Below are 15,960 nucleotides of genomic sequence, written 5' to 3' on the forward strand. Positions count from 1 at the left end.
AGAGCATGTTTAGATCAAGTTGTTTGGTGAGGGGTTATAAATGAAAAAGATCATCGTACTATTACTTGCAGCTGCTCTAGCATGGGGGATATACAGTGCTTTTTTCCAGGAAAGGGCAGTAGGGATTGAAGAAGGGAACATTGCTCCTGATTTTTCTCTTACTACTTTATCTGGTGAAAAAGCATCTCTGTCAGATTTTAAAGGGAAGCCTGTATTGTTAAACTTTTGGGCAACCTGGTGTCCGCCCTGCAAAAAAGAAATGCCCGATATGCAGAAATTTTATGAAAAACATGGCAGTGAAGCAGCGATTGTTTCTGTGAATATGACGAAGTTTGAACTTCCGGACCGAAGAGAGAAAGTGAAAGATTTTGTAGAGGATTATCAGCTTACTTTTCCTGTTTTACTGGATTTGAAAGGAGAAGTAGGGGAGAAAACCTACAACGTAATAACGATGCCTACAACTTTTCTTATTGATTCAGAAGGGGTTATAAAAGAAAAAGTCATTGGACCAATGACTTATAAAAAAATGGAAGAAAGCATTGACCGTCTCGATTAAAGAGCATGACTCAATTTCAAAAGTACAGACCTCCAGAAGATTCAATATGGATCGAAACATGATTTTAGGAATGTCTGGTTTTGGATGTGCCAGCTCTTTTTTTGTTAGCCAAGTTACAGAAACTGCTGCAGGATTGCTATAAAGCTTTTAGCCTTTGCATCCTTCCTCCTGTGATGAAGGAGCACTCTTATTTCGTGCTCCTTTTTACCTGTATTGTTCTCTTTTAAGGGAAAGTTACAAGAAATTCCCGTAATTTTATTAAAGTTTCTGTTACAAAATTGTTATTAACGGGTAATAAACTACTATACCAAAAATGAGGAGGAGAAGGGATGCACGTTAATCGAACAGGAATCTATAAGAATGTCCTTGAACGTCGGTGGGAGTACTGGGTTGTGGAGTCTGAAAAGATTAAGATTATGGTTTCCTGGATTAGCTGGAATACTTCTCAAAACGAACTGGAAAAATGGAAAAAAAGGCATCTTCTTGAAGATGTATCGTACACCGCCTGAAACAACCGTTTCAGGTTTTTCGCGCTATTAGAAAGTATAAATTGCAGCAAAACGTCTTTCGATGAAGCTACTAGTTTTAAGACAAGAGTATAAAGAAAATTAGCTCATTTAGTTTTGCCTTCAGGCTACACTCGACGAGTTTGTTTATGCTCAAAGACTGAGAGCCTGATGATGCCGGGGATTATTGGTTTTGCAAAGGATCGATTTGAAGATAAAAAATAATGGAATAGAAAAGGGGCTTGAATCAAAACAAGTATCAGACACCTTCAGTTCATCAGCCAGGAAAATTTGTGCAGATCATAAACGGAGGGAGGCAGACACTTAAGAGTCTGCCCCTTATTATTTTTGAGTTTTTTTTGAAGTGCTTTTATCATAGGACTTTTCCTCATTTAAAACAGGAACATGCTTGCTTTTTCTGTAAGTAGCCGAACTAAGGTTGTTGTTCCGGGAAGCTTCCTCATTCCATTGTGATTTATCCATGTTTATCCCCTTTCTCAGAGTTTTCATAGATAATTTGTTCACTTCTCTTATGATCTATACACCTTTCGGGAAGGGGATTCAACCCGACGTATTCCGAGCTTCCTTTTCAATTAGCTTCTTTACATGCTCCTTAGGGTTCCAACAGTTGAATCGATAGGTCGATTTTGTTTCATATCCAAGTCTTTCACATTTATGATAAGTTCGAGAAGATTCTTTGATCACTTGAAAGTGTTTGCAAGTTGCACAACAGTGGTATCGGTTAACGGACATAGCTGTGACTCCTTTTTGTTGCACTTGTGTTACCTTTTGTTCCATATTCTAGAAACAGAGGCATTCCCATTTTCTAATTGTACTTCAAATACATCTGGATTACTTAATTGTTTCCATTCTTTAAAACCAAACGAAGGATCAAAGTGTTTTAATAACAGTGCCATGATATTCCCATGCAAGACGAATACGATATGCTCATCCTTTGTTCGAATGGACTCTTCCAATGCTTCGACAACCCGGTCCATCGCTTCGTTACTGGATTCGCCACCTTCAAGGCAAATGTCCATGTCTTCAAAGGAGGCTTTTAGCTTTTCCAACCAATCATCTATTTCTCGGTCACACAATTTCCGTTCCGCCAAACGATCATCCAAATACATTTGTTCATCGATCCGAATCGCAAGCGGCTCGATAGATTGGAGAGCACGCAAGAAAGGGCTGCTGACAATCCTATCAATATTTAGAGGTTCCAAAAAATCAGCAAGAGCTTCCGCCTGTTTTCGGCCGGTTGGAGTCAACGGGGCTTCCTGTTCCTGTCCCTCTGCTTCACAGTGCCTGACAATATAGAGTTTTTTCATTTAAACTACCCCCGGAGTTGGTCGTATTCATATTTATTTTTATTTTCAATTTCCATCATATCATTAAAAAGCAAAATCAAAAATGCCAGGAAGAGACGAGAAATGGACTTTCCTGACGAAACGTTTATACGGGAGGAATCAATCACAGTGTTTCCGGAATATAATCGTTTTATTGAAGTGAATCAAAGTTACGAGTACCAGATTGGCAAGATTGAAAAGCTTGAAATGAGATTGAAGCAAAACCGCCAGGAATTGCTTGCTAAAATGAACGATAGAGGCAGCAAGGCATCACCAGGGGATGAACTCAAAAAGATAAACTGGCGTATCCAGGATTTAAATGAGCAAAAAGAGGAACTAAAAAAGGAAAGGCAGAATCGGTTGAATGATCTTTTCTTTGCTGTCAAAGCCGGCGAAAAAAGAGAGATGGATGCAGCTTTAAAGCATGTAGAAAAGAAGAAAAGAGAGTTAAGGCGGATGAAAGCAGAGTACTTGTATCAAATCCAGCAACTCGAGCAAATGAATGCTTACGCCAATAAGGTAAAAGAACAGGTGGAAAGGCTAGAGAAAGACTCTTTTGAAGTGAAGTTAGGAAAAAGTCCGATTCCGTTTGAGCTTCTTTCGAAACAGGAACGAAATGAACTGGCGATCAGGAATGAAGAAATTGAAAGGGTTTATATCAGTGGCAAGCTTCCTGACTGGGTAAAAAAGATCACCAGTTTTGAATAAAGGGACGAGAACAAAAAAACTTCATCTTTTATGAAACTTTTTTTGACTGGGCTCGTCTTTAGTAGAGAACCCCCTAAGAAATATTTAGTTTTTCCCTGCCTGAAAAGCCCCCCTTACTTTTCAGGCCCCCTTTTTTTTGATGTTCTTTAGAGAAGGAATTTAACTAGAGATACCGAATACCATCTAAGAAATCAGAGAAAAGAGGGACAAGATGACCACAATACTATCCTTTACTACATTAGAGACACCTCGTCTTTTGCTAAGAGAAATCAACCAGGGAGACCTTCCGGAAATTTTTAATATATTCTCAGACAAAGAAACATTGAGATATTATGGAATGGAACCTTTTGAAACAGAAGAAGAAGCGGAACAATTAATTAACGCTTTTAGAAAGGGATTTGAAGAAAACCAGGCGATCCGTTGGGGAATTATTTTAAAAGAAACAAATAACTTAATCGGAACAATCGGCTTTCATAACTGGAGCAAGCGATCCTTTCGCGCTGAGGTTGGGTATGAGTTGTCTTCTAATACTCTTCGCAAAGGTATTATGACAGAAGCGTTAAATAAGGTGATTCCGTATGCCTATAACGAGATGGGCTTAAATCGAATCGGAGCGACCGTTGCTCCAGAAAATATGGCTTCAAGAAAACTCCTGGCTAAATTTTCTTTCAGGGAAGAAGGGCTTCTTCAGGACTATGGCTACTCCAACGGAAAATTTTTCGACCTTATGATGCACGCTCTCTTAAAGAGGGATTGGAATAAATGATAAAAGAAGCCGGCAGCCGCCGGCTTCTTTTATCTATAATAGTCTTTCATTAGCTCTGTTGCCCAATCTGTCTGGATAACATTTCCAACAGGGCCGAACTCCCTCATATAAGGCTTTATGTCAAGTACAGGGATACCGTTGATGGCATCGAGTCCCTGGACGATGATCACCAACTTTTGAACAGAAAGAATCCTACACCTGGATACTCCGATTTGATTTGGACGGCTTTTGGCTCTCTGGCTGAATATACCGACCTTTGGCCGATCTTTTCTGTTTCTCGGATGCCTTCCAGTAAGCTCGATTTTTCCTGGCTCAACTTTGTCCATGAAAAAAACAACTTCGAGATGGGAAAAGTCTGTCAGTCCTAGAGTTCAACAAGATTGACTTATCAAAACAGGATTATAGGATAGGGGAAAACAATCTTGCGATAGACTCTTTTGTTCTTCTACTATATCCCCGAAGTTTGTATGCATCTGGACTGACCTTTACACTTTTTAATAAATCTTCCGTATATGCTTTGACCATTTCATCGACACTTGTCGTATGAAAGAGGAAGACATTCACTTCAAAGTTCAGGTGGAAGCTCCGCATGTCCATATTAGCTGTACCAATAGTTGCGATTTCACTATCGATAATCATGACTTTCTGGTGCAAAAAGCCTTTCTGGTATTCATAGACTTCGATTCCGGCTGCCATAAGTTCTGGAAAGTAAGATTTTGTTGCATATTCAGTTAAGAAACTATCGCTGATATTGGGCACCAGCAACTGGACTCGCACACCACGTAAAGAAGCCATGATCAGAGCCGCTCGAATAGCCTTGTTAGGGATAAAATAGGGAGTAGCGATACATATCGTTTTCTTTGCATCGGTAATCATACTATAATAAAGGTCGCTCATTATTCCCTGCCTTGTATCGGGGCCACCTGCTACAACCTGGACACCGCCGTCCCCCTTTACCTCATAGGTTTCAAGATAATGATCGTAATCAAGCTCTTCGCCTGTTTGATAGGCCCAGTCAGCCAAAAACACATGATGCAGGGGGCGGAGAGCTTCCCCGCTGACTTTCAAGTGCGAGTCTCTCCAATAACCATATTCTTTCGTATAGCCAGCATACTCATCTCCAACATTTAATCCCCCGACATAGCCGACCTTTCCATCTATCACAATGATTTTGCGGTGATTCCTAAAGTTCAGCTTTTGGTTGAAGAAACCATGCTTGATAGGAAGGAAACAGCTTACTTTAACTCCAGCCTCCTCAAGGGAATGTATATCTTCTCTGGATAGCTGGTAGCTTCCGACTGCATCATAAAGAAATCGAATTTCAACCCCCTGTTTCGCTTTATCGATCAAAAGGTCGAGGATGGTTTTGCCGATCTTATCAGAACGGAAAATATAGTATTCCATATGAATGTAGTTTTCTGCCCTTTTTAAAGAATTGATGATTGCAGGAAAGGTTTCCTCCCCATTGGTTAAAAGGGTAGTAGAAGAATAAAAGCTGATCGGGCTATTTGCCATTCTGGCGATCAGGTTGGAAAACGATTGGTCTCTATCACTTAAATCGTGCCATTTTGGAGAAGCCTGGAAATTAATATACTTCTTAAGGGAAGCCATGTTTTGCTCCTTCTTTGATTTAAACAAATGTCCCTTTACTTCAAGCTGCCCGGAGTAAATAAAAAAGATAAAACCTATAACCGGAAAGAAGAACAACACATAAATCCAGAGCAGGGTTTTATAAGGAGACCGGTTTTCCAGGATTAACACATAACTGATCGATAACAAAATTAAAAAATAAATACAAATTGCTGCAAGCTTAACAGGAAAACTACTAAAAAAAAGAACTGCGTACACTGAAAACACCATTGCCAAGAACATAAGAAATTGTCTTGTTTGCTTCATAACATCTCACCTGACTCGCCTTCAATTAGTAGTACTATTTACCCCTAAAACAAAGTGGGGAAACAAAAATGGTGATCAGAATATTAATTAAAATATACTAATAAAGAGCGGGGTGTATTCCCCGCTCTTACTCGTTATTTAGAGAGCTTAAGCTTCCATTTGCTCCATAGATCGATCAGCTTTTCCCCGGTTTCTTCGGCTTCTCTTGCATGAGGTTCGTTTATCCGTTCTGGATTTGGAACCGTCTTGATATCCTGCCAGAGTTCTTTGAAAGGCTCAGGTGTTTGTTTTACAGCATCAACCGTATATTTAACGGCCTGTTTTTTATATTTGATATCCGACTTGATCTGTTGCTGGTTTTTAGACAATCTGTTTGTTTCCTCTGTAATGGCTTCGGTTTTTTTCTGAAACTTTGCCGCGGTTTCAGAAAGTTCATTTAACGCAGGTTTTGCTGATTTAAATGTGTTATATGCTGAAAATCCTAAATAAAGAAGAGCAGCCACCACGATACCAATACTAATATAAACAATGATCATATGTTCCACCTCCTGTATGATGTATGCTTTTGAAATCATGCATTTATCGTTATATACCCGGTTTAATTGGAAAGATAACTAAATTTAATCGGGTGCGGACAGTATTGCTTCGAATTGCTTCACTGATTCTCACATTATATAGCTTTAGTATACCCTTAAAGCAGTTATGAATATAAAAATAGTTTTACCACTAGCAGTTCAGTTCTCTGTGAAACTTTTTCAGATTTAGCCACTCCATCTAATAAGATAAATCATAACTAAAAGCCCGATAATAAACGCAAAAGTTGCTCCTCTAGCATGTCCATCTCCATGGGATTCAGGAATTAATTCTTTATAAATGATAAACAACATTGCTCCTGCAGCAAAAGAAAGTCCATACGGAACAAGATCGCCAAAGATGGACGTAAGGCTATATCCAATTAAGGAAGTTATAATTTCGACTGCACCTGTCATGGTTGCAATAAGAAAAGCTTTAAACTTATTTACACGCTGCTGTACAAGAAACAGCGCGACCAAAAATCCTTCAGGGGCATTCTGCAATCCGATAGCAAATGCTATTAATCCCCCAAGTCCTTCATCTTCACTAGCATAACTTACACCTACCGATAAACCCTCAGGAAGGTTATGTAATGTAATCGCCGAGATAATCAGCAACGCTTTCCTGTCAAACGGTATTTTCCGTCTTTCATGGCCAAGATCGATGTGCGGAATGTATAGTTCAAGTACAGTAAGAGTAACAGCACCAAATAGGAGCCCCACTGCTAAAACCCAAAAATTAGAAGAATCCAGAGCTTCCGGAATGAGGCTGAAAGCTGAGGCAGCCATCATAATACCTGCTGTAAAGGCGAGCAATATGTCTCTCCAGCGATGGGTAACCTGCTGGAAAAGTAAAACTGGAATCGCACCAACGCCGGTGGCTAGCGCTGATAAGGTACTGCCCACTAAAACACTGTCCATATTCAGAATCCTTTCTTTCCACTCGATTAATTTTATTGGAAACGGCTATAAGAAATATTTTAAGTTATGTAGATTTTATAAAATGTTATCAAAAAAGAGTTAAAAATAACAACATTTCAAATTATAATGGAATCATGAGTGTTCCATAGGACTTTTATCATATTTATAGAGGAGCTTCCAATATGTTGTTACCGATTGTTGAAAGTGTTTTATTTCAAGTCTCTATCGTTTTCTTCCCTATTTTCCTTTATCACATTCTCTTTTCTAGAGATCAAGGAATAGGAAACAAGACTGGAAAGATTTTATTTGGAATCCTGTGCAGTGTCCTTACGGTAATTGTGATGACGTTCCCTATTGTCACCTATGGAGAACATATCGTTGATTTTAGAATCATTCCTGTTATGATCGCCATCCTTTATGGAGGAGTGGAAGCGGGCCTCATTACTGTTATAACGATGTTTACATACAGATTCTATCTCGGAGGGAACGGAGTGTTCGTTACTTTCCTTGCTTATAGTTTCATCATCATTGCATTCTTTCTGGTTAAGCCTTTTCAGGAATTTGATTTGAAGAAGAAATTGCTGAGCGCAACGGTACTAACGTTTGTAATCTCCTTTTCTGCTATTGCGTCTTCATTCTATATTTATGAAACCTCCCTCTTTTTTATAATGGAAGCAACAATACTTTTTGCTGTCAGGCTGCTGTTGTTTTTTGCGATAATTTATATGATAGAAAGTGTTACTGCAAGATTCAGAATGGAGTCTGAGTTGCAGCGAACGGAAAAGCTGCAGGTTGTAAGCGAAATTGCAGCATCTGTGGCCCATGAAATTCGAAATCCTATGACTTCAACCAGGGGGTTTCTACAGTTGCTCTCCCATGAAGGCCTAACAGGGGAAAAGAGAAACGAGTTCATAAGAATTGCGATAACAGAGCTTGACCGAGCGGAATTGATTATCAACGATTATCTATCTTTAGCAAAACCCCAGGCTGAAGAAATAACAGAGATTCCATTAAGAAGTACCCTCTCGCATATTCTTAATATTCTATCTCCTTACGCAACGATCAATAATGTAAAGCTGAAGATCGATCTTGAGGGAGAAGCATCCGTAGTGGGAAATTCGGCGAGGTTCAATCAGAGTTTGATCAATCTTGTAAAAAATGCAATAGAAGCATGCAAAGAACAGGGGGAAGTAAAACTTTTGTTAAAGGCAAAAGATGAGCTTGCCTCTATACAGATTATTGACAATGGGGTAGGAATGGAAGAAGAGCAGGTATCGCGGATAGGTACAGCTTTTTATTCAACCAAGGAAAAAGGAACAGGCCTTGGTTTAATGGTTTGTTATAGAGTAATCGATGCTATGGGCGGGAAAATCAAGGTGAAGAGTGAGCGAAATAAAGGGACAGCCTTTACGATTACACTTCCTAACGTAACCTATCATCAAAAAAAACCGATACAAGAGTTGCCGGAATTCTAACAAGACATAAGAAGAAACGAAGAAAAATAGCTTCGTTTTTTCATTGCAGTATAGGAATGGACTTTTTAGCAGAGGAGAATACTTGCCGATCGTCGAGTTTTTAAAAGGAGAAGATTGCAATGAAAGGAATTTCTTCAAAAATCAAATGCTTGAACGGAGAGCCATTTTACATCATCATCGAAAACTTAGAAGCACTTATACCTTCTGCACAACAAGAAAACATTGATCAATTGATGGCTATTTGCGAAGAAAAGAAGATCCAAAAACTAAGCGTGGTGCTTAAAACTGAGCGTGCCTTTGTAGAAAAAGCGGAACGGTTGTTGCGAGAAAACCACTTTGTTTACGAATCCTCAATGCTCATATTTCAGAAAAATCTCGAGAGTTTGGAAGAAGCAGAGATTCCCTTTCAAATAAGGGACCTGGAGGAAGTTGGAGAAAAAGGGTTCATATCGATCTGGCAAAAGGTGATTGAAGGTTCTTATAATAAACCATCCAGCCTGACGATTGAGGAACAGTTTGAGGGAATGAAAAAAGAAATTGGCCCTGCATATGCACATGCCTGTTTAACTGTGTACGACGAATCGAAGCCAATCGGAATAATGATACCGGTCATCGAACCCGGAACAGAAGATGAAGGAAGAATATTTTATTTTGGAATCATACCGGATGCAAGAGGGAAAGGAATAGCAGTTATGATACATAGAAAAGCTCTTGACTATTTAAAAAAATCAGGAGCTTCTTACTATATAGGTGCTACAGATAAGAAGAATATACCAATGCAAAGCATTTTCAAGAAAAATGGGTGCATACAAAAAGGGTCATTAAAAACGTTTGCCTATCACTATAATGCTTGATATTGCTGGATTTGTAGGTTTTTGTCGTTTAAAAGTTATCATACGTTTCCGCCTACAGCCCTGACACAAAATTTAAAATGCGGTCAACCACTTAGTAGAAAAGGCAGGAAGCAAAAAATGTTCCCAAAAATTAGAGGTTGAATTTTGTAGAATTTTCAGTATAATCAAACAAAAGGGTATAAAGGAGAGTGCTTTTGTTGATTCGCATTAAAAAGGGAGATATCTTTAAAAGCGACTGTTCTGTCATTGCTCATCAGTGTGATTGCTTTAATAGTATGGAAGAAGGATTAGGCAAGCGAGTTAAACAAATGTACCCGGAAGCAGCTAAGGCTGATGAGGAATTTCCATTTCCGCCAAAGAAAAGGCTAGGCAAGTGTTCTTTCGCGGTTTCCGGCGATCATAAACGAGTGATTGCCAACCTGTATGGACAATATCGTCCGCAGGGATTACAAACAAACTATCCAGCCTGGCTCAAGTCTTTTGAAAAAATGATCAAAGAGCTAACTCCAATGGAAGACAAAGGATTTCCAGTAAGCATTGCATGTGGAATTGATAAAGATGATTTTGAAAATGTCAAAAAGTCTTTGGAGAAACTTTCAAAAAAGTATAAGAGGACGATTGAGATTTACCCAATTTAACCAGATACAAGAGGCCTATCAGTGATAGGCCTCTTTTTAAATTACAGGGCTAGACGTTGATTTAACGTTTTCACAGAAGTTTGATAAAAAAGGAACAGCGATTCTTAATAAATCACTTATTGTAGTTATCGCCTAATTTAATGCCTTTTTCAGTGTAGCAAGATTTTCTTCCATTAAACTGAAATAATCTTCCCCATTTTTAATGTCTTCTTCTGTTAGAACCGCCAGATTATGAAGGCGAAGTGGTTTCAAACCAGCTTCTTTTTGGATTACTTTTGCTGGCTTTGGTGTTACGTTCTGTTCAAACAAAATGTAGTCGATATTGTATTTTTCTGCTTTTTCGATTAGCCTTTTAAGTTCTTTTTGGGAAGGCTCATTCGAGGGAGATATTCCCGTAACACTAATTTGCTCCAATTGGTATCTCTTTTCCCAATAACCGTAACCAGCATGTGCAACAAGAATTTGTTTTTGCTGGCTGTTGCCTACCATCGTCTGAAATGATTTGTCCAGTGCAAGAAGGTTTTCTTTTAAAGAATTAAAGTTTGTTTCAAAATCTTCTTCTGCTTCAGGTTTTAAAGCAACTAACTCATCTTTAATGTTTTTTGCCATTTCAGTAGCCAGGATAGGATCGATCCAAATATGCGGATCCTGATCGCCGTGCTCCTCATGCCCTTCACTATGATCTTCGTGTTCATGAGTATCTTTAAGCAAATCGATTCCCTGAGCAGCTTCAAGAATGGTGACATCTTCATTTTCCATCGCTTCATGGATCGTTTTGGCATAGCCTTCCATACCAGCCCCATTATAGATAAACAGGTCTGCGCCTGCTAGTTTCATCATGGTCTTTGTAGTTGGTTCAAAGTTATGGGCATCTGACCCAGAAGGAATAATACTTTCTACAGAAACATGTTTTCCGCCGATCTTCTTTGTGAAATCCTCCAGAGGATATAGCGTTGTATAGACCTGGAGTTTGCCATCATCACTTGCCTTTTGATCTGCACTATTATCATTTTTATCTGAACAGCCCGAAAGAGCGACTGTTAGCAATATCGAAGAAAGAAATATAATAGCTCTTTTAAAATGCATCGCCAGTTCTCCTTTCCGCTTCATTCTGTCTTATTATATAGTAATAATTACGATTTGCAAACCATAATTATTCCTATTTAAAAAGCTGTTTTTTTGCGTGGTAGGAATCTACTAACTTCTTCTCAGATTAGTTTAGACCTCTCCCTTTACGTGGAATAGTGCAAGTGTAGCGCAAGAAAACAAGAAACTTTCTGAAGGAGGATGATTCAAATGGCTAAGAACAATAAAGATAAGATGACGACAGAAGAAGCAGGCCGCATGGGTGGAGAAAAAACATCCGAAACACATGATAAAGATTTCTATCAGGAGATCGGCCATAAAGGCGGAGAAGCAACATCTGAAAGCCATGATAAAGAATTTTATCAGGATATCGGAGAAAAAGGCGGCCAAAAGGGCGGCGAAAGAACAGCTGAAACTCACGGAAAAGAATTCTATCAGGAAATCGGCAAAAAAGGCGGAGAAGCTACTTCCGAAAATCATGATAAAGAATTCTACCAGGAAATTGGAGAAAAAGGCGGAGAAGCTACTTCCGAGAGTCACGGCAGAGAATTTTATGAAGAGATCGGAGAAAAAGGCGGCAGCCGAAGCGACCGTGACTAATTAAAACGTCGATAGTTAAATTAAAGATTTACTATTCTACTAACTTTAATAAGGAGGATGATTCAAATGGCTAAGAATAAAGATAATGGAAAAATGACGACAGAAGAAGCAGGCCGCATGGGCGGCGAAAAAACATCGGAAACACATGATAAAGATTTCTATCAAGAAATCGGTAAAAAAGGCGGCGAAAAAACGTCTGAAACACATGATAAAGAATTCTACCAGGAAATTGGAGAAAAAGGTGGAGAAGCAACTTCCGAGAGTCACGGCAGAGAGTTTTATGAAGACATCGGTGAAAAAGGCGGAGAAAACTAATCACCTGCCTTTGAGGTGAAACATTGAACGACACTAATAAAATTGTAAAAAATTTCTAAGGAGGATTGTTAAAAATGGCTAAGAATCGTAAAGATAACGAGAAAATGTCGGTAGAAGAAGCAGGTCGCATGGGTGGAGAAAAAACATCGGAAACACATGATAAAGATTTCTATCAGGAAATCGGCCAAAAAGGCGGAGATGCCACATCTGAAAGCCATGACAAAGAGTTTTATCAGGATATCGGAGAAAAAGGCGGCGAAACTACCTCTGAAAACCATGATAAGGATTTCTATCAGGAGATTGGCAAAAAAGGTGGAGAAGCAACATCTGAAAGTCATGATAAGGAATTCTATCAGGAGATCGGAGAAAAAGGTGGAGAAGCAACCTCTAAAAACCATGATAGAGAATTCTATGAAGAAATCGGAGAAAAAGGCGGTAGCCGAAGCGACCGTGACTAATAAAAACTTACAGCATTAAAGAAATGGGCAGGAGTCATTCCTGTCCTTTTTTTGTTGCTTCCCCGTAATAAAATCATACCGAAGAAACGGTCATGATTCAATTGTTCTGCCTGAAAATACATTCTTGATGAAATCATAATAAAACTTCTCTTTGTTAGGAGCAACCACAAGATGAAAAACAGTATGTTCATTCACTTCATCAAATTCTACTTTACGGCCGTTCAGAAACTCGATCCGCAGTATTTTTAAACGATGGTCATAGCCAATGCGATCAAAAAGAGAAAGGTTCCACATTTTCTTATTAAAGGTCGTAAATTTCATTCCATTGCTCCTTTTTACCTATTTATTACTTCTATCATAAACTAGCAGACGAATCAGAACAATATGGAATTATCAAAATCTTTTTCGGAAATGGGAACGAAAAGAACATAGCAGCGTGCACCTGGAGGAAGCGAAAACCAGGCAAACAAAAAAGCCCTCCAGTATAGCAGAGGGCTAACAGTACACTTATTCGCCAAATGTTCTTTCTTCCGCAACGTTATGGTCTTCATCCATGATAACCAGTTTGCTTGGCTTATTATTTTTGGCTATTTTTTCTCCTTCTTCAATAGCTGCTGCTTTTGTTTGATACAAATTCGTTGGTGCGACATCTTCAATTTCTACATACCATCCTGTTACATCTTTGTTTGGGGTAATCGTATATTGGTTCATTCTATTTTTCCTCCTTATGTTGATCCTTTATTTTTCAGTTCCCCTGTAAAGGGCTATTAAAACATTAATCAACAGGGTCTTCTCGCTTGCCATATTTTACAAGATCATAAATCGCTTTTCCGTCACTTGGATGCCCGTCCCGGTATTGAAGCGGGAATAGTGAAAAGAAAACGAGATAGATTGAGAAATAAACAAACTGATAAAAGAAAAGATGGACTGGAAGAACGCCCATATGAATAAGAGAATTCACGATGAGAATAGAAGCAATATTAAAAAGAGACCCCCCAAAGTATATCAATAAATGAGCCCATTTCTTGTTGACTGATATATCGCTATACTGGCACCATCCGTCCATAAAATAGATCCTCTTTATTTCCAGAGGACCAATACGGATGATCGTTTTCCCCGCACCGATCGCAAATTTGATTTTCCCGCCAAAGATTCGCGCAAAAAAAACGTGGCCTGCCTGATGAATGGCTGTCACAAGCGGGAGGGTCAACAACAGCGCGAGGATAAAGATCCATATATCTGAAAAATTAAACATCAAAAGCCTCCTTGTCACAAAGGGTCCTTATTAACCCATATTGAACTTTACCCTTTTATAGGGGAGGCTTTATCCTCCTTCTTTACTGAATCTGGCAAAAAAATTGCCCCCCTGGATGTGATTTCCCTAACCGCACCCTGGGGGTCAAACTAATTAAAACTTTATGTGACTTTTTTTAGCCGTACAATAGATAATTCGGCAATGGCATTAAGTAGTAATAAACAAACCGATGATAAGTGCTAACGTCAGTAGCCAGATTCCGATTACAAACCACCAGACAGTTGCCTTATTGCTCTTCGTTTTTTCCATTATTTAACCCCCTCTTGAGATAACTAGTTACCATAGTATCTCCTGTGAAATAAAAGTTATTAACGTAAATGATTAACATCCTAACGCTTATTAAAGTAAATAATTTAATGGCTTGTGAGGAACAATTTTACTATAGACATGGTGAAAAACAGAATGGGGGGATGAAAATGAAGTGGCTTTTCGGAAAAAAGAATAAAGAAACCAATGTCGAGACTTTAGATAGTTTACTTAAGGAACTAAAAGCTTCTTCTGATTTTATCCATTTCCATTACGAACAATCACCTCATGGATACTGGATCAGCTATTTCCAAACGCTTGTGGAATCAAAAATCCTACATCGGGATATTCTTCCGTATGTAAATAAAGAAACGTTAAAATCCCTCGAAAAATTTAAAGAAGTGATTCCGATTGAAGATGTGGAAATCACCTCAGATGTGAAGAAAATAAAAAATAAAATCCTTCAAGGATATGTGTTTATCCAGTTACATGAACATGATAACGAAGGACTAATAATCCATGCGGCTACCCATAAAAACAGGCAAGTATCTGTCCCGGAGGTTGAGTTTAGCGTTATTGGGCCGAAAGAAGCATTCGTGGAATCGGTCGATACAAACTTGAACCTTGTAAGAAAACGCCTTCCGATTCCTAATCTAAGAATCGAAGAAGTTAGAGTCGGGAAATTATCTAAAACAAGAACGTACATTATGTATGTGGAGGGGATTAGTAATGAGGAGAATGTGAACACTCTTCGTCAAAGGGTGAAAGGGATTGATTTTGACACGATCACTGACAGCTCGTTCATTGCTCAAATGATTGAAGATAATCATAACTCTCCTTTCCCGCAGTTGATTGACACAGAAAGACCAGATCGGGTAGCAGCCATTCTTGCAGAAGGAAAAGTGGCAATTCTTGTGGATGGCTCCCCTCATGCGATTTTTGGACCGACAACGATCACCGAGTTTTTCTCAGCTTTTGAGGATTACTTTTTGTCATGGCACATAGCATCAGCTTTTCGTCTCATACGTATTTTTGCGGTAGCTTTTTCGATTCTTTCAACGCCGATCTATGTGGCGACTATAACGTACCATTATGAACTGATTCCCAAAGACTTGTTATCAACGTTGATCACTTCTAGAAGCAACATTCCATTGCCTCCTTTTTTTGAAGCGGTCTTTCTTGAACTAACGATCGAACTGCTAAGAGAGGCCGGAGCACGGTTGCCGACAAAGGTTGGCCAGACGATCGGTATCGTAGGAGGAATCGTTATTGGAACAGCTTCTGTTGAAGCTGGATTAACAAGTAATATCCTTTTAATTATTGTTGCGCTCGCAGCACTTGCATCCTTTACTACTCCAATCTATCGGATGGGCAACACGATTCGCTTGATCCGGTTTCCGTTTTTAGTTTTGGGGGCAATCTGGGGGTTTGTTGGAATCGTATTGGCTTTTAGCTTCTTAATCGCCCATTTATTAAAATTAACTTCTCTCGGAAGACCTTACCTTGAGCCGATTTATCCGCCAAGAATCACAGATTGGAAGGATGCTATTATCCGGCTGCCCTATTCTTATTTGGGGAAGCGCCCTGTTCAGCTTCAAACCCAGGACACAGTAAGATTTAGCGAACAACATGCTAAAAAGAAACGAGACCATATAAGTCGAAAATCAGATATAGATGATTAATGATAACTTTCTTTGTTAAG

At 39.0% G+C, this 15,960-nt stretch carries 19 protein-coding genes and 1 pseudogene; 11 read left to right on the top strand and 9 right to left on the bottom strand.

All coding sequences use genetic code 11. The features are described 5' to 3' along the window. Positions 1–40: 40 nt before the first annotated feature. Positions 41–556 carry a peroxiredoxin family protein gene (locus tag FCL54_RS06225; protein ID WP_138124299.1) on the top strand — a complete coding sequence of 172 codons (516 nt, stop codon included), beginning with the start codon at positions 41–43 and terminating at the stop codon, positions 554–556. Between the two features lie 329 nt (positions 557–885). Further along, a complete protein-coding gene (locus FCL54_RS06230) occupies positions 886–1,065 on the top strand; it encodes a hypothetical protein (protein WP_138124302.1) in 180 nt (59 codons plus the stop codon). A gap of 779 nt (positions 1,066–1,844) precedes the next feature. On the opposite strand, the gene FCL54_RS06240 is transcribed toward FCL54_RS06230, so the two are convergent. After that, positions 1,845–2,390, bottom strand: coding sequence for a histidine phosphatase family protein (locus tag FCL54_RS06240; RefSeq protein WP_138124308.1), 546 nt, complete (start codon positions 2,388–2,390; stop codon positions 1,845–1,847). Between the two features lie 102 nt (positions 2,391–2,492). On the opposite strand from FCL54_RS06240, the gene FCL54_RS06245 reads away from it, so the two are divergent. Both FCL54_RS06245 and FCL54_RS06250 read left to right on the top strand, forming a co-directional pair. Then, positions 2,493–3,116, top strand: a complete 624-nt coding sequence (locus FCL54_RS06245; protein ID WP_138124311.1) for a hypothetical protein — start codon at positions 2,493–2,495, stop codon at positions 3,114–3,116. A gap of 211 nt (positions 3,117–3,327) precedes the next feature. After that, positions 3,328–3,882 (top strand): GNAT family N-acetyltransferase, encoded by a 555-nt coding sequence (locus FCL54_RS06250; protein ID WP_138124314.1) that lies wholly within the window; start codon positions 3,328–3,330, stop codon positions 3,880–3,882. A gap of 29 nt (positions 3,883–3,911) precedes the next feature. Here the strand turns inward: FCL54_RS06250 and FCL54_RS06255 are convergent, their stop codons facing one another. From FCL54_RS06255 to FCL54_RS06270, 4 genes are all read right to left on the bottom strand, one after another. Beyond that, the gene (locus FCL54_RS06255) at positions 3,912–4,244 is read right to left on the bottom strand and encodes a TrmO family methyltransferase domain-containing protein (protein WP_281281353.1); all 333 of its coding nucleotides are present in this window, start codon (positions 4,242–4,244) and stop codon (positions 3,912–3,914) included. Between the two features lie 37 nt (positions 4,245–4,281). Further along, the gene (cls, locus tag FCL54_RS06260; RefSeq protein ID WP_138124320.1) at positions 4,282–5,778 is read right to left on the bottom strand and encodes a cardiolipin synthase; all 1,497 of its coding nucleotides are present in this window, start codon (positions 5,776–5,778) and stop codon (positions 4,282–4,284) included. A gap of 134 nt (positions 5,779–5,912) precedes the next feature. Then, positions 5,913–6,314, bottom strand: a complete 402-nt coding sequence (locus FCL54_RS06265; protein ID WP_171016708.1) for a DUF948 domain-containing protein — start codon at positions 6,312–6,314, stop codon at positions 5,913–5,915. Between the two features lie 225 nt (positions 6,315–6,539). Beyond that, positions 6,540–7,271 carry a ZIP family metal transporter gene (locus FCL54_RS06270; protein WP_138124325.1) on the bottom strand — a complete coding sequence of 244 codons (732 nt, stop codon included), beginning with the start codon at positions 7,269–7,271 and terminating at the stop codon, positions 6,540–6,542. Between the two features lie 182 nt (positions 7,272–7,453). Here FCL54_RS06270 and FCL54_RS06275 point away from each other — a divergent pair, with 182 nt between their 5' ends. The 3 genes from FCL54_RS06275 (at position 7,454) to FCL54_RS06285 (ending at position 10,238) form a co-directional block, all read left to right on the top strand. Continuing rightward, a complete protein-coding gene (locus FCL54_RS06275) occupies positions 7,454–8,746 on the top strand; it encodes an ATP-binding protein (RefSeq protein ID WP_138124328.1) in 1,293 nt (430 codons plus the stop codon). 119 nt (positions 8,747–8,865) lie between these two features. Further along, a complete protein-coding gene (locus FCL54_RS06280; protein ID WP_138124331.1) occupies positions 8,866–9,600 on the top strand; it encodes a GNAT family N-acetyltransferase in 735 nt (244 codons plus the stop codon). A 197-nt stretch (positions 9,601–9,797) separates the two neighbouring features. After that, on the top strand, positions 9,798–10,238 hold the full coding sequence (locus FCL54_RS06285; RefSeq protein ID WP_138124334.1) for a macro domain-containing protein: 441 nt from the start codon (positions 9,798–9,800) through the stop codon (positions 10,236–10,238). A gap of 132 nt (positions 10,239–10,370) precedes the next feature. On the opposite strand, the gene FCL54_RS06290 is transcribed toward FCL54_RS06285, so the two are convergent. Continuing rightward, positions 10,371–11,324 (bottom strand): metal ABC transporter substrate-binding protein, encoded by a 954-nt coding sequence (locus FCL54_RS06290; protein WP_138124337.1) that lies wholly within the window; start codon positions 11,322–11,324, stop codon positions 10,371–10,373. A 210-nt stretch (positions 11,325–11,534) separates the two neighbouring features. Here FCL54_RS06290 and FCL54_RS24795 point away from each other — a divergent pair, with 210 nt between their 5' ends. The 3 genes and pseudogenes from FCL54_RS24795 to FCL54_RS06305 all read left to right on the top strand — a co-directional run bounded on the left by FCL54_RS24795 (position 11,535) and on the right by FCL54_RS06305 (position 12,697). Then, positions 11,535–11,924 carry a KGG domain-containing protein gene (locus FCL54_RS24795; protein ID WP_138124340.1) on the top strand — a complete coding sequence of 130 codons (390 nt, stop codon included), beginning with the start codon at positions 11,535–11,537 and terminating at the stop codon, positions 11,922–11,924. 66 nt (positions 11,925–11,990) lie between these two features. Then, positions 11,991–12,233 (top strand): annotated as a pseudogene (locus FCL54_RS24800) (KGG domain-containing protein); the annotation flags it as partial. A gap of 80 nt (positions 12,234–12,313) precedes the next feature. Further along, positions 12,314–12,697 (top strand): KGG domain-containing protein, encoded by a 384-nt coding sequence (locus FCL54_RS06305; protein WP_138124346.1) that lies wholly within the window; start codon positions 12,314–12,316, stop codon positions 12,695–12,697. Positions 12,698–12,787: 90 nt separating this feature from the next. Here FCL54_RS06305 and FCL54_RS06310 read toward each other — a convergent pair whose 3' ends face one another. From FCL54_RS06310 to FCL54_RS06320, 3 genes are all read right to left on the bottom strand, one after another. After that, complete coding sequence (locus FCL54_RS06310) at positions 12,788–13,018, bottom strand: KTSC domain-containing protein (protein WP_138124349.1); 231 nt, start codon at positions 13,016–13,018, stop codon at positions 12,788–12,790. A gap of 186 nt (positions 13,019–13,204) precedes the next feature. Then, positions 13,205–13,408, bottom strand: a complete 204-nt coding sequence (locus FCL54_RS06315) for a DUF2188 domain-containing protein (RefSeq protein ID WP_138124352.1) — start codon at positions 13,406–13,408, stop codon at positions 13,205–13,207. A gap of 64 nt (positions 13,409–13,472) precedes the next feature. Next, the gene (locus tag FCL54_RS06320) at positions 13,473–13,952 is read right to left on the bottom strand and encodes a hypothetical protein (RefSeq protein ID WP_138124355.1); all 480 of its coding nucleotides are present in this window, start codon (positions 13,950–13,952) and stop codon (positions 13,473–13,475) included. Positions 13,953–14,428: 476 nt separating this feature from the next. On the opposite strand from FCL54_RS06320, the gene FCL54_RS06325 reads away from it, so the two are divergent. Next, positions 14,429–15,940, top strand: coding sequence for a spore germination protein (locus tag FCL54_RS06325; protein ID WP_138124358.1), 1,512 nt, complete (start codon positions 14,429–14,431; stop codon positions 15,938–15,940). Positions 15,941–15,960 lie beyond the last annotated feature (20 nt).

The organism is Exobacillus caeni, from assembly GCF_005747095.1.
GTDB lineage: Bacteria > Bacillota > Bacilli > Bacillales > Guptibacillaceae > Exobacillus > Exobacillus caeni.

Bases quoted from the DNA above. Each gene is read 5' to 3' on its own strand.
- FCL54_RS06225 (WP_138124299.1), top strand. From the start codon at position 41: ATGAAAAAGATCATCGTACTATTACTTGCAGCTGCTCTAGCATGGGGG.
- FCL54_RS06230 (WP_138124302.1), top strand. From the start codon at position 886: ATGCACGTTAATCGAACAGGAATCTATAAGAATGTCCTTGAACGTCGG.
- FCL54_RS06240 (WP_138124308.1), bottom strand. From the start codon at position 2,390: ATGAAAAAACTCTATATTGTCAGGCACTGTGAAGCAGAGGGACAGGAA.
- FCL54_RS06245 (WP_138124311.1), top strand. From the start codon at position 2,493: ATGGACTTTCCTGACGAAACGTTTATACGGGAGGAATCAATCACAGTG.
- FCL54_RS06250 (WP_138124314.1), top strand. From the start codon at position 3,328: ATGACCACAATACTATCCTTTACTACATTAGAGACACCTCGTCTTTTG.
- cls (WP_138124320.1), bottom strand. From the start codon at position 5,778: ATGAAGCAAACAAGACAATTTCTTATGTTCTTGGCAATGGTGTTTTCA.
- FCL54_RS06265 (WP_171016708.1), bottom strand. From the start codon at position 6,314: ATGATCATTGTTTATATTAGTATTGGTATCGTGGTGGCTGCTCTTCTT.
- FCL54_RS06270 (WP_138124325.1), bottom strand. From the start codon at position 7,271: ATGGACAGTGTTTTAGTGGGCAGTACCTTATCAGCGCTAGCCACCGGC.
- FCL54_RS06275 (WP_138124328.1), top strand. From the start codon at position 7,454: ATGTTGTTACCGATTGTTGAAAGTGTTTTATTTCAAGTCTCTATCGTT.
- FCL54_RS06280 (WP_138124331.1), top strand. From the start codon at position 8,866: ATGAAAGGAATTTCTTCAAAAATCAAATGCTTGAACGGAGAGCCATTT.
- FCL54_RS06290 (WP_138124337.1), bottom strand. From the start codon at position 11,324: ATGCATTTTAAAAGAGCTATTATATTTCTTTCTTCGATATTGCTAACA.
- FCL54_RS24795 (WP_138124340.1), top strand. From the start codon at position 11,535: ATGGCTAAGAACAATAAAGATAAGATGACGACAGAAGAAGCAGGCCGC.
- FCL54_RS06305 (WP_138124346.1), top strand. From the start codon at position 12,314: ATGGCTAAGAATCGTAAAGATAACGAGAAAATGTCGGTAGAAGAAGCA.
- FCL54_RS06310 (WP_138124349.1), bottom strand. From the start codon at position 13,018: ATGAAATTTACGACCTTTAATAAGAAAATGTGGAACCTTTCTCTTTTT.
- FCL54_RS06315 (WP_138124352.1), bottom strand. From the start codon at position 13,408: ATGAACCAATATACGATTACCCCAAACAAAGATGTAACAGGATGGTAT.
- FCL54_RS06320 (WP_138124355.1), bottom strand. From the start codon at position 13,952: ATGTTTAATTTTTCAGATATATGGATCTTTATCCTCGCGCTGTTGTTG.
- FCL54_RS06325 (WP_138124358.1), top strand. From the start codon at position 14,429: ATGAAGTGGCTTTTCGGAAAAAAGAATAAAGAAACCAATGTCGAGACT.